We start from the raw sequence: 12,407 nt of genomic DNA, 5'->3' as shown, positions 1-12,407 counted from the left end.
TAATATTTTACAGCTTACTATTTTGTGACTGAAAACAAATAATTGGCAACTTTCATATCGCCCTTTTTCTGATAAATCTCAGCTATTTTTTTCACATTATCACGCCGATTTGCGTCGTATTGAAAAAGTTGCTTAAACATTAACTCAGCAGTTTTTTTATCATTATTTTGGATAGCACAATATCCATATTGTTCATAGGTATCAGCTTTCCAACGGTGGCGATCTAAATCAAGACTTTGCTTAAATTGTTGCTGTGCTTCTTGGTAACGATCTCGCCCGCATAAAAAAGAGCCGTAATGCACATGATATAATCCATTACCAGGTTGCATAAAAATAATGCGCTTATAGATCATCTCGGCTTCCTCGTATTCACCAACATGTTGATCAAACATTGCCATTGCTAGCATAATTTGTGGGTTATTTGGTGAATATTGTGCCGCTAATTTGAGGTTATAATGCGCTGCTTTGACATTAGCTTCCGATCCATTTGCTTTGGCAAGATAGCCTAACCCAAGGCGCATTCTTGCTAAAGCGGCCTTTTCTGGATCAAATTCATCGCTGTTTTTGATTTGACAACCAGATAAAATGATCAGAGCAAAACAGTTTAATATCAAGCTTCTTTTCATCAACTTCCCCTTTTTGCTGTTTTTTTCCTTTATAATGTTTGTTGCACCAAGCTTTGTTTTTTATACAGCGTTCTTTTGGTACGATCAACAACTTCACCAGCTAATTGACCACATGCGGCATCAATGTCGTCACCGCGCGTTTTTCGAACAATTACAGTAAAACCATATCCCATCAATGTTTTCATAAATCGATCGATACGCGAACTAGAGCAACGAGAATAAGGCGCACCAGGAAACGGGTTCCAAGGAATTAAGTTAATTTTACTTGGTACATTTTTTAGGAATTTAGCAAGTTCGTGTGCGTGTTCAACACCGTCATTAACTTGATTAAGTAATACATATTCGATAGTAACTTTTCCATGATTCGCATTTGAACAAGAAAGGTAACGTAAAATTGAATCACGCAACATAGTCATATTGTATTTTTCATTAATTGGCATGATTTCACTGCGAATAGTATCGTTAGGCGCATGAAGTGATATCGCCAGTGCCACATCAATCATACCAGCGAGCTTATCTAAAGCAGGAACAACCCCTGAGGTGGATAGTGTTACACGCCTTTTTGACAAACCATAGCCAAAATCATCTAGCATAATTTCCATCGCGGGCACTACATTAGATAAATTAAGTAACGGCTCTCCCATCCCCATCATAACGACGTTGGTAATTGGTCTATCCGCCAGTTTGCCTGTTACACCAATAGCATTTGATGCGCGCCATACTTGACCAATAATTTCAGAAACGGTTAAGTTTCGGTTAAATCCTTGTTGTGCGGTAGAACAGAATTTACATTCTAATGCACAACCAACTTGTGATGAAACACATAATGTTGCACGATCACGTTCTGGAATATAAACCGACTCAATCATTTGGTTATTGCCCACATCAAGTGCCCATTTAATTGTGCCGTCTGATGAGCGTTGCTCCATTGCAATCATTGGCGCTTTAATTTCAGCTAAAGTTTTTAGTTGCTCACGTAACTTTTTATTGATATCGGTCATTTGATCGAAATCATCTATCCCAAAATGATAGATCCATTTCATCACTTGATCGGCTCGAAATGGCTTTTCGCCAAGTGATATAAAAAACGCTCTTAATTGTTGGCGTGTAAAATTGAGTAAGTTTACTTTTTCTTTACTTGGGTTCATTGTGGTTAGATTTATTGAGTTTGAAGTATCTGATAAATTTACAGATATATTTGACGTACATAGTGTTGACATAAGGCCTCGTTTTTACACATTATGGCTATTTCAATTTTTAGGAAAAAGATTATACTGTTTTTCATCTCATCTTACTATAAAGAATATATGTAATATTTAAAATGAAAAGTAAATTAATAAATTTAAAAACACTTCTTATTTTAATCTCATCATTAATGTTAATTTTATGTTCGAGTATTACTATGGCGCAAACAATTCCATTAAATAAACTAACAGGGCAGTTTGATGAAAGAAAAGATAGTGATTTTATTGCATTGGATTTAACTCAATTACCAGTTAATAAAAAGGGAATGTATCTACAAAAAGAAGTTGCTGATCAGCTAATAAAAGCGTTTAAAGACTTCAAAAAAGATCACCCCAATATTCCTTTTATTGTGGTAAGTGCAACACGCAATTACGCTTACCAAAACGGAATTTGGCAACGAAAATGGGAGGCTTTATCTCATAAGCTCAATGACCCTGAGAAAATTGCCCGAGAGATTTTAAAATACTCATCAATGCCAGGTACATCAAGGCACCACTGGGGTACAGATATAGATATTACCAGCGTTTCATCTGCATATTTTAAAAATGATAAAAAGGGCATCATTCTTTACAAATGGTTACAAGAAAACCTACCCAAATATGGATTTTGCCAAGCATTTAATGAGGGACGAAAAGGCGGATATCAACCCGAAGAATGGCATTGGTCCTACAAGCCCATCGCCAGCCAATATATTGCGCAGTACAAAGCGATACTAGAAAGTGATCCAGACGCTATTATAAAAACTTTAGATTTTATAGGTCACGATAAAATTAAGCTAGAAAGTCTAGTTAAACAGTACGTGCTCACCATTAATAGCGACTGTTATAGTTAATTACTGCTTCTCCAATAAGGCAATTCGATTGTTACAACTAATCCACCACCATCACGATTGGTTGCTTGAATAGTGCCGTTATGCATAATAACGGTCTTTCTTGCAATCGCAAGACCTAACCCGTAACCTTTGCCTAATTGAGGAGACTGGATACGGACAAATGGCTCAAAAATACTCGATAGTTTATTAGCTTCTACACCAGGCCCACGATCTTTAACTTCAATTTGTAAATACTTGCCTGCTTCTTTTAATGAAACTTCGACAGCTTGTCCAGCTTTAGAGAAGCGAATCGCATTACGAATAATGTTTTCTATAGCTCGGCGAATTTGCTCTGAGTTACCTTTAACAATAGAATGAGTAACGGACGATAAGTTGAAATGTACATCAATGAGCTGATGATTAGCCTCATAGTTAGCATCATTAATTACTACACTTATTAAGTCTTTTAAATCAAAATATTCATCGGTACGATTATTCATTTCAGCACGAGAATAATTTAGAATCTCACCGATTAGCTGATCTAATCGTTCTGATTCTAATTCGATTCTAGCTAATGCGGTATCAATATTTTGTTTGTTTTGTTGAGCAAGCCCAATCGCTAGTTGCAAACGAGCAAGTGGTGTTCTTAGTTCATGTGAAACATCATGAAGAAGAGCTTGACGATCTGAGATAAGAATATTAAGTTGCTCAACCATCATATCAAAATCTTTACCTAATTCGCTAAGCTCATCACGCCTAGGTTTTAATTTTTGGAATAATCGAACAGAAAGATCACCCTGAGATACGCGAAAAAAACCTTGTCTTAATAACCGCATGGGTCTAGTTAGATTCCATGCCAAAAACAAGCTAAAAGCTAGCCCAACACATATTCCCATTAACACAATTGGCATTGGCATATTGAATAATGTCTTTTTATCATCTTTATCCTTATCTTCTTTAAATGAAATAGAATAAAGCGTGCCATCAGGCGCGACAGCCATGCGTTGATAAACATAGGTTGGTGTTTCTAGTTCGTCGGTCAAAATATTGACTTGCTCATTGATTGGAGAAACTAATTTTATTGATAATAAAGCTCTTTCTCGTTCAGGTAAATGGGCTATAAAATTAAGCGTCTCATCTTCGCCTGCTACATGTAATAACTGGGCTATCATATCCACTTTTGTCGGCATATGATTAAGAAATTTCTGATTTTTATTTTCTACATAAATAGAAAATGCAATCCAAGTTAATTGGAAAGTGAGGTAGAAAATAACCCAAAATATAATGAGTATTTTCCAGAATAATCGACGATTCATAGCAAGCCTATTGGTTGTTAGCGGATACGGTAACCGACAGCCCTAATTGTTTCAATTGTCACATCATTTTGTGCTATCTGATGTAGTTTTTGTCTAATGTTGCTGATATGAACATCAACACTACGATCATAAAGTTCTCGTGCTCGACCAAGACCGATCTCTGATAACTCCTCTTTAGTTACTACTCGCTCGCTATGTTTTACTAATAAAACTAATAAATTAAACTCGGTTGATGTTAAGTCAATAGCTTTTCCATTCCACGTACATAAACGTTGGGGAAGATCTAAGGTTAAGCCATTAAAATGGTATTTTTTATCATCAACTGTTTCTACTGAACGTTCATCAAAACGACGTAAAACAGCACGTAATCGGGCTAACAACTCACGCGGATAACAAGGTTTAGGGATATAATCATCAGCGCCTAATTCTAATCCTAAAACGCGATCAATATTATCGCCTTTGGCCGTTAACATAATAACAGGCATGTTACGCTGTTGCCGTATGCTTTTAAGGACATCAATACCATTAATGTCAGGTAACATCACGTCTAAAATTGCAGCACGGTATTTTCCTGACAATGCTTCATCAATACCATCTTTACCCAAATAAACACTTTTGATATTGAAACCTTCATTAGTCAAATATTCACTAAGCATTTGTGATAGTTCAATATCATCATCAATTAATAAAATATTTATCATAATCGCAATCGCCATTGTTATCTAATTTTAGGTTTTTACATTATTGCAATAATAAAAAAAAAGTCAGGCTCCTTTACTAAAATATTACATATTTTTGAACGAGGCACGATAATGTAATTTACTATTATTAATAATATAAATAGTTTTTAAAGTAGCTCTATGTTACAACATATATTTTCCACTCAAGTTAATAAGTGGCATTGAGTATTGGCTATGCCAGCGCATTATTTAATTCTAAGTAAAGATACAGTGAAGTAATATTTTTAATGACCTATTTTTATGAATAAAATATGGAGATAAAAATTGAAACAACAAGTAATCAGGCAAGAAAAATTTAGTAATTTAGCGTAGCTGCTAAAGTGAATGCTAGCTATTTAGTAAGCTAGTAAGCAATAAGGTGTGAGTTCGCATTGAAGGTAATTAAATTTTATACTTTTAGCGCTTTTTATATAATCAGTTGGCGTATTTTTTTAAAAATGTGCTGGACAATATTATTTTTTATGCGTAATATTTTGTCCTGATTCTATGGTGGCTATAGCTCAGTTGGTAGAGCCCTGGATTGTGATTCCAGTTGTCGTGGGTTCGAATCCCATTAGCCACCCCATTTATAGAATGCGAAAAAAATTATAACGGCGAGTAGCGCAGCTTGGTAGCGCAACTGGTTTGGGACCAGTGGGTCGGAGGTTCGAATCCTCTCTCGCCGACCATTTTTAAATAAAATTCTACTTATTTGGAATTTAGCTATTGAGTATTATATAACAATCCGCATACTGATTTCATTTACCAGTCATCTATTTTCAGTCATTGCCTAATATTTTAATTAAATTTATTGCAACTTTTGAAACCATTTCCTCTCTCAATTTTTTGTTATTTTGGTTAAATATCATATTAATATATAACGTCATGTTATCATCTTCTTATTTACAATAATAATTCTTATCTGGCTTGTTTTATGATGATATTTTGTTTTAATAATAAATATCTCTTTATATAAACTCTAATTATTGGAAATAACATATGAAAAATGTCGGTTTTGTCGGTTGGCGCGGAATGGTTGGTTCCGTTCTTATGCAACGTATGGTTGAAGAGCACGATTTTGATTATATCAATCCTGTATTCTTTTCTACATCTCAAGCGGGTCAAGCAGCGCCTACTTTGGGCGGTAAGACTGGTATATTACAAAGTGCAGATAATATTGATGCGTTGAAAGCATTAGATATTATTGTTACCTGCCAAGGTGGTGATTATACTTCTGAAATTTATAAAAAATTGCGTGCAACTGGTTGGCAAGGTTATTGGATTGATGCTGCATCAACACTTAGAATGGAAGATGATGCGATTATCGTTCTTGATCCTGTTAATAAAGCTAACATCCATACTGCTTTAGATAGAGGTATTAAAACCTTTGTTGGCGGTAATTGTACAGTAAGTTTAATGTTGATGTCACTGGGTGGATTATTTGCTGAAAACTTAGTTGATTGGGTATCGGTTTCAACCTATCAAGCGGCTTCTGGTGGCGGTGCGCGTCATATGCGTGAGTTGCTTACCCAAATGGGGATGTTAAATGCGGAGGTTGCTAAAGAACTACAGGATCCTAATTCTTCTATTTTAGATATTGAGCGAAAAGTGACGCAAAAAATGCGCGACGGTAGTTTACCAACTGATAATTTTGGTGTGCCATTAGCAGGTAGTCTGATCCCTTGGATTGATAAAGCGCTTGATAATGGGCAAAGTAAAGAAGAATGGAAAGGTCAGGCTGAGACCAATAAAATTTTAGGGACTGGCGAGATTATTCCAGTTGATGGACTTTGTGTCCGTATTGGCGCATTACGTTGTCATAGTCAATCGTTTACGATTAAATTGAAAAAAGATATTAGCGTGCCAGAAGTTGAGAAACTACTTGCTTCCCATAATGATTGGGTAAAAGTCGTGCCAAATGATCGTGATATTTCCATACGAGAGCTGACACCAGCCGCAGTAACAGGTACCTTAACTACACCAGTTGGCCGATTACGTAAGCTTAATATGGGTAAAGATTATTTATCAGCTTTTACTGTCGGTGACCAATTACTATGGGGGGCCGCTGAACCATTGCGTAGAATGTTACGCATTTTAGCTTAAACTAGATATAAAAAGTAAAGCCCGATTTGTTGGGCTTTACTTTTTATAACTATAGGCTATTATTCTTTATCTTCCAGCAATGTCATTAATAATGAACCATTAAATAAAGATTGTTGCACTAATGCAAACGCGCCAATTGCTGAACGGTCATTGAGCGATGAACAATGAAGAGTAAGATTTTTTCTTAATTCTTCTAAACTTTGTGTATTTAATGCACTATTTACCGCATGCAATAGTATTTCGGGAGATTTTGTCAACTCGCCCGCTAATACAATACTTTGTGGATTAAAAATATTTACCATCATAGCAACTGCTCTACCAAGATTTTCACCGGCATCTTTGACTAACTTAATTGCCAATTCATCTCCTTGGTTAGCATATTTACAGATATTGGCAATATTACAATTACCCAAACTTAATTTAGTTGGGTAACCTTGCTCAATCATTTGTTTGGCTCGATGCTCAATTGCTTTATTAATAACTCGATTTTCTAAACAACCAAAGTTACCACAATGACAGCGCTCACCTAATGCATCCACTTGGATATGACCAACTTCACCCACTGTTTGATTATGATTAGTTAACAGTTGTTGATTGATAATGATGCCTGATCCAACACCACGGTGTACACGAATCAAAATTGAGTCATCTACATCTTGGGTTGAGCCAAAATAACTTTCCGCTAAAGCTAAACTTTGAATATCATTACCAATAAAAATCGAAATATTAAACTTATGGTGTAATGCTTCGGCTAAAGGCCATGCTTTAACTGGAATATGCGGTGTATAACGAATAATTCCGCGTACAGAGTCGACCAAACCAGGTAGTACAACAGATATTGCCACAAGGTGTTTTATCTTTTTACTATTCTGTTCTATAAATTTTTCAATTAACGCGATTAAATACTCTTCAGCCAATTGCTGGGTAAATGTAGTTAGTGGGTAAATTTCGGTAACTAGATTTTTAGCACCAAGATCATAAAGTTCAATGGTAACACGGGAACGACTTAATTGAACAGCAATTGTTTGATAATAATCAAATTTTGCTTGTATTGAAACGGCTGGTCGCCCGCCTGTTGATTGTTGTGCATCAACTTCTTTTATTAGATTGCTTTTAAGAAGTTGACGAGTAATTTTAGTTATACTTGCTGGTGCTAATTGGCTAATTTCCGCCAGTTGAATTCGAGATACAGGCGCTTGCTGAACAATCAAACGGTAAATCATGGCATAATTTAATTGTTTGATTAATTCAGCATTGCCAACTAGATTTAGATAATTAAAGGTCATATTTTATCTCAATATTTTCGTTAACTATCTAGCATTCTAGCTGTTCATCTCTCCATTAACAATCGTTTTCACGTTTGAAAAGTCACGATCAAAAATAACCAAGTTCGCAATTTTATTTTCACTAATTGAGCCAAGTTGTTTATCAACACCAATTGCTTTTGCTGGGTAAAGTGTCGCCATTCTTAATGCTTCATCTAAGGCGATACCCACATATTCGACTGCATTTTTTACAGCTTCTATCATGGTTAAGGAAGAGCCGCCTAACGTCCCATTTTCATCAACACATCGACCATCTTTATAATAAATGGTTTTACCTGCAAATACACCAGATTCTAAGTTTGATCCAGCAAGTAACATTGCATCGGTAATTAAAATTAAATGATTTTGTTTAATTTTGTGGCTATTGCGAATATTTGCCCAACTTACATGTTGACCATCAGCAATAACACCAACATAAACTTCAGGTTCATCATAAATAGCGCCAACAACACCAGGTTCACGCCCAGAAATATAAGGCATGGCATTAAACAGATGCGTTCCCAAACGAATACCATCGTTAAATCCACGACGGCAATCATCATAATGGCCATTAGAATGGCCAACAGACACATGAATACCTGCATTAACCAATTGTTTGATGAAGTGACTTTCTACTTTTTCTGGCGCTAAAGTAATAATTTTAATGACATCAGCATTTTCACATAAAAAATCAATCATTTCTTGCGATGGTTGTCGAATGATATTTTCATCATGAATACCTTTCTTTTCAGGGCTAATATAAGGACCTTCAAGGTGCAAGCCAAGTGCTTGGTTTTTATGCGTCGTTAGATATTCACGCATCACTTTAACCGCTTTTATCATGAATTCATCAGTCGATGTGATTAAAGTGGGTAAATAACTAGTACAACCAGAGATAAGATTTGTTGCCTGCATTGCTTCTAATGTTTCAACACTTAGTGCATCAAGCGTTTCATTAAATTGTACACCGCCACAACCATTGACTTGAATATCAATAAACCCAGGCGCAACTATTGCGCCTTGTAAATTTTTAATGGTGATGCCCACCGGCAATTCGTTTTGTTTACAGATTTTTGCAATCTTATTGCCGTCGATAATAACAGCGTGATTTTCAAGGATTTCATAACCTGTATAAATACGGCAATTTGTTAATGCGTACATAAGTTTATCCTTTATAAAATGGTTACTTTAAGATTATCAGTTTCCATCTGTTTAAAATATTTTAAGGTTTTCACTTTAAGATCATCAGTACTTGGTTCATCACAAACAATAATTGATGCAGGGTGCATTTGTAGTGCAGTTACGGTCCAAAGATGGTTAACACTACCTTCAACACCTGCTTGTAGCGCTAAGCTTTTGTTATGACCGCAAACTAACAAAATCACTTCTTGCGCGTCCATTAAAGTTGCAACACCAATAGTTAATGCATGTTTTGGCACTTGATTGACATCATTGTCAAAAAAGCGAGAGTTAGCAATGCGTGTGTCTTCGGTTAATGTTTTAATACGCGTACGAGAACAAAGTGAAGATCCTGGTTCATTAAAGGCAATGTGTCCATCTTGGCCAACGCCACCGACAAAAATATTAATTTTGCCATAAGCTTTAATTTTCGCTTCGTATTGACGGCATTCTTCATCAATATCAGGTGCATTACCATTTAGTATATGGATGTTATTTTTGTCAATATCAATATGGTTGAAAAAATTTTCATACATAAAAGTATGATAACTTTGCGGGTGATCTTCTGGAAGTCCTACGTATTCATCCATATTAAATGTAACAACATGTTTAAAGCTAACATTTCCGGCTTTATACTGTTTAATGAGTTGTTGATACATAACTAATGGTGAACTTCCTGTTGGTAAACCTAGCAAAAAAGGGCGCTCAGATGTTGGTTGAAATTGGTTAATTTTATTAACAATACGCTCTGCAACCCAAGCGCCGACTTCTTGTGCATTTTCTAAAGGAATAAGTCTCATGAGATATCACCTCTTTTGATATAATTAAATAAACTCTTTTTTTTTCAAGTAAAAAATGTTGAACATATTTTACTATATTAAGACAATAAATCAAAAAATATAGTGATTTTAGTCACAAAAAAGCAATAATTAATTTGCGAAGTAAAATAATATAAGATGAAATATAATAACCAAGCTGTTTTTACTTAAAAATATATAATTACATATACTTCTTTAAGTACCATTTCAACAAATATGAGGTAACACTTATGGGAATTTTAGCTTATATGCAACGTATCGGGCGCTCACTGATGGTGCCTGTTGCCGTTCTGCCGGCTGCGGCAATACTCCTCGGGATTGGCTATTGGATTGATCCCAATGGTTGGGGGCAAAACAATATTTTCGCCGCTTTTTTAATTAAATCTGGTGGTGCAATTATTGAAAATATGCCAATACTTTTTGCTATTGGTGTTGCTTACGGCATGTCTAAAGATAAAGATGGTGCGGCTGCCTTGTCTGGTTTGGTTGGTTTTTTAGTTGTTACAACCTTACTTTCTCCAAATTCTATTGCCTTATTTAATGGCATTGACACCAGTTTAGATGGGTGGGATGCTCAAGTTCCAGCGGCATATAAAAAAATAAATAACCAATTTATTGGTATACTTGTCGGTATTATTGCTGCGGAACTTTATAATCGTTTTAGCCAAGTTGAATTACATAAAGCATTATCTTTCTTCAGTGGTAAAAGGCTTGTACCTATTATTGTTTCAGTTGTTATGCTATTAATTTCAGCTATTTTATTTTTTGTTTGGCCGACTATCTATGATGCTTTGGTCGCTTTTGGTAAATATATTAAAGAATTAGGCGCTGTTGGTGCAGGTATTTATGGGTTCTTCAACCGCTTACTTATTCCGGTTGGTTTACACCATGCTTTAAACTCAGTATTTTGGTTTGACGTGGCTGGAATCAATGATATTCCAAACTTCCTAGGTGGGCAAAAATCTATTGAAAGTGGGTTAGCAACAGTAGGCATTACTGGCCGTTATCAGGCAGGATTTTTCCCTGTTATGATGTTCGGTTTACCTGGCGCAGCGTTAGCTATGTATCATACAGCTAAAAAAGGCAATAAAGAGAAAACTGCATCAATTATGTTTGCAGCCTCTATTGCTGCATTTTTTACAGGCGTTACCGAGCCGTTAGAATTTGCCTTTATGTTTGTTGCACCTATGCTTTATTTTGTACACGCTGTTTTGGCTGGTATCTCACTTTATATTGCTGCCGCAATGCAATGGATTGCAGGATTTGGTTTTAGTGCTGGTTTAGTGGATATGCTACTTTCAAGTCGTAATCCGCTTGCTGTTCACTGGTATATGTTAATTCTTCAAGGATTAGTGTTCTTTGTTGTTTATTATGTGGTATTCCGCTTTGTTATTGTTAAATTTAACCTTAAAACACCAGGTCGTGAAGACGATGATACTACTGTTTCATCAACCGAAAATGTTCAGCAAAAGCAAGCTGTTGGTGATATTTCTAAACTTGCCGAGCAATATTTAGCAATTGTAGGTGGTAAAGAAAACCTAACTAATATTGATTCTTGTATTACACGTTTGCGTTTAGGTGTAAATGATTCTGATCTAATTGATGAACCAGCAGCCAAAGCACTAGGAGCAATGGCAGTTATTAAATTAGGTAAAACGGGCGTACAAATTGTCGTTGGAACGCAAGCTGAAAAAATTGCCGACGGGATGAAAAAGCTAGTCTAATTAAGTTAAAATAAAACTTATTCGATTAAATCGACTTAACATGGTAATCCATCTTATTAATCAGCTTTGCTGAAAGGTAGGGTGGATTATTTATACTATATGAATTTATATCGTATAAAAATATAGCTAATAAAAATCAGATTAGTTTTATTGTTGAATATTATATTTGTAAAGAAGTTTCAGGAAATATATACTTTTCACTATAAAATCAAAACCGTAAGATGACATCTTGAATAGAAAGTAGTTGACTTATAGATAGCGCATCAAGCACTTTATTAGGAATATTTAATGTGGCATTTGCTAAATTTCGTGCTTCTAATGAAGATTCGCATACATAAACATCTTCGATATCATAAAGTTCAAGCATATTAAGTGTAGCAATATAATCACGCATTAAAATTTGATTAGGTTGTTGCTTAGGCAATAAATGCAATACCCCATCATTTATGAAAAAAACCGAAACATGATTGATGGCTGATACAGCTAAAGCTACATCGAGCGCTTCTCGACCTTTAGCATTTCCATGCGGTGGTGAGCTAATAATAATTGCCACTTTTTTCAT

Annotated in this window: 11 protein-coding genes and 2 tRNA genes; 5 read left to right on the top strand and 8 right to left on the bottom strand. The window is 35.4% G+C overall.

Going from position 1 to position 12,407, the window contains the following annotated elements; all coding sequences use genetic code 11:
- Positions 1-17: 17 nt before the first annotated feature.
- Both A9G40_RS01110 and A9G40_RS01105 read right to left on the bottom strand, forming a co-directional pair.
- Positions 18-626 (bottom strand): hypothetical protein, encoded by a 609-nt coding sequence (locus tag A9G40_RS01110; RefSeq protein ID WP_065581532.1) that lies wholly within the window; start codon positions 624-626, stop codon positions 18-20.
- Positions 627-655: 29 nt separating this feature from the next.
- Complete coding sequence (locus A9G40_RS01105) at positions 656-1,774, bottom strand: bifunctional tRNA (adenosine(37)-C2)-methyltransferase TrmG/ribosomal RNA large subunit methyltransferase RlmN (RefSeq protein ID WP_065581577.1); 1,119 nt, start codon at positions 1,772-1,774, stop codon at positions 656-658.
- A gap of 254 nt (positions 1,775-2,028) precedes the next feature.
- On the opposite strand from A9G40_RS01105, the gene A9G40_RS01100 reads away from it, so the two are divergent.
- Positions 2,029-2,703, top strand: coding sequence for a M15 family metallopeptidase (locus tag A9G40_RS01100; RefSeq protein WP_176700413.1), 675 nt, complete (start codon positions 2,029-2,031; stop codon positions 2,701-2,703).
- Here the strand turns inward: A9G40_RS01100 and A9G40_RS01095 are convergent.
- Both A9G40_RS01095 and A9G40_RS01090 read right to left on the bottom strand, forming a co-directional pair.
- Entirely contained in the window at positions 2,700-3,998 is a 1,299-nt protein-coding gene (locus tag A9G40_RS01095) for an ATP-binding protein (protein WP_065581530.1), read from the bottom strand. The two genes, A9G40_RS01100 and A9G40_RS01095, sit on opposite strands and share 4 nt — an antisense overlap.
- Positions 3,999-4,015: 17 nt before the next feature.
- The gene (locus A9G40_RS01090) at positions 4,016-4,696 is read right to left on the bottom strand and encodes a response regulator transcription factor (protein ID WP_065568294.1); all 681 of its coding nucleotides are present in this window, start codon (positions 4,694-4,696) and stop codon (positions 4,016-4,018) included.
- Between the two features lie 531 nt (positions 4,697-5,227).
- Between A9G40_RS01090 and A9G40_RS01085 the strand changes: the two genes are divergently transcribed.
- From A9G40_RS01085 to asd, 3 genes are all read left to right on the top strand, one after another.
- Positions 5,228-5,303 (top strand) — tRNA-His (locus A9G40_RS01085).
- A 26-nt stretch (positions 5,304-5,329) separates the two neighbouring features.
- Positions 5,330-5,406: transfer RNA gene (locus A9G40_RS01080), tRNA-Pro, on the top strand.
- 310 nt (positions 5,407-5,716) lie between these two features.
- Positions 5,717-6,820: an aspartate-semialdehyde dehydrogenase gene (gene asd, locus A9G40_RS01075; RefSeq protein WP_065581529.1), complete on the top strand. Its 1,104-nt coding sequence runs from the start codon at positions 5,717-5,719 to the stop codon at positions 6,818-6,820.
- A gap of 59 nt (positions 6,821-6,879) precedes the next feature.
- On the opposite strand, the gene A9G40_RS01070 is transcribed toward asd, so the two are convergent.
- The 3 genes from A9G40_RS01070 to nagB are packed head-to-tail and all read right to left on the bottom strand — an operon-like array spanning position 6,880 to position 10,103.
- Positions 6,880-8,106 carry an ROK family protein gene (locus tag A9G40_RS01070; protein ID WP_065581528.1) on the bottom strand — a complete coding sequence of 409 codons (1,227 nt, stop codon included), beginning with the start codon at positions 8,104-8,106 and terminating at the stop codon, positions 6,880-6,882.
- A 36-nt stretch (positions 8,107-8,142) separates the two neighbouring features.
- A complete protein-coding gene (gene nagA, locus A9G40_RS01065) occupies positions 8,143-9,285 on the bottom strand; it encodes an N-acetylglucosamine-6-phosphate deacetylase (RefSeq protein ID WP_065581527.1) in 1,143 nt (380 codons plus the stop codon).
- Between the two features lie 11 nt (positions 9,286-9,296).
- Positions 9,297-10,103, bottom strand: coding sequence for a glucosamine-6-phosphate deaminase (nagB, locus tag A9G40_RS01060; RefSeq protein ID WP_065581526.1), 807 nt, complete (start codon positions 10,101-10,103; stop codon positions 9,297-9,299).
- 248 nt (positions 10,104-10,351) lie between these two features.
- Here nagB and nagE point away from each other — a divergent pair, with 248 nt between their 5' ends.
- Complete coding sequence (gene nagE, locus A9G40_RS01055; RefSeq protein ID WP_065581525.1) at positions 10,352-11,845, top strand: N-acetylglucosamine-specific PTS transporter subunit IIBC; 1,494 nt, start codon at positions 10,352-10,354, stop codon at positions 11,843-11,845.
- A gap of 208 nt (positions 11,846-12,053) precedes the next feature.
- Here the strand turns inward: nagE and tusC are convergent, their stop codons facing one another.
- Positions 12,054-12,407, bottom strand: coding sequence for a sulfurtransferase complex subunit TusC (gene tusC / locus A9G40_RS01050; protein ID WP_065581524.1), 354 nt, complete (start codon positions 12,405-12,407; stop codon positions 12,054-12,056).

Origin of the sequence: Gilliamella sp. Nev3-1 (assembly GCF_001690435.1) — a bacterium.
Classification (GTDB): Bacteria; Pseudomonadota; Gammaproteobacteria; order Enterobacterales; family Orbaceae; genus Gilliamella; species Gilliamella apicola_C.
This window is presented reverse-complemented; position numbering and strand designations above follow the sequence as displayed.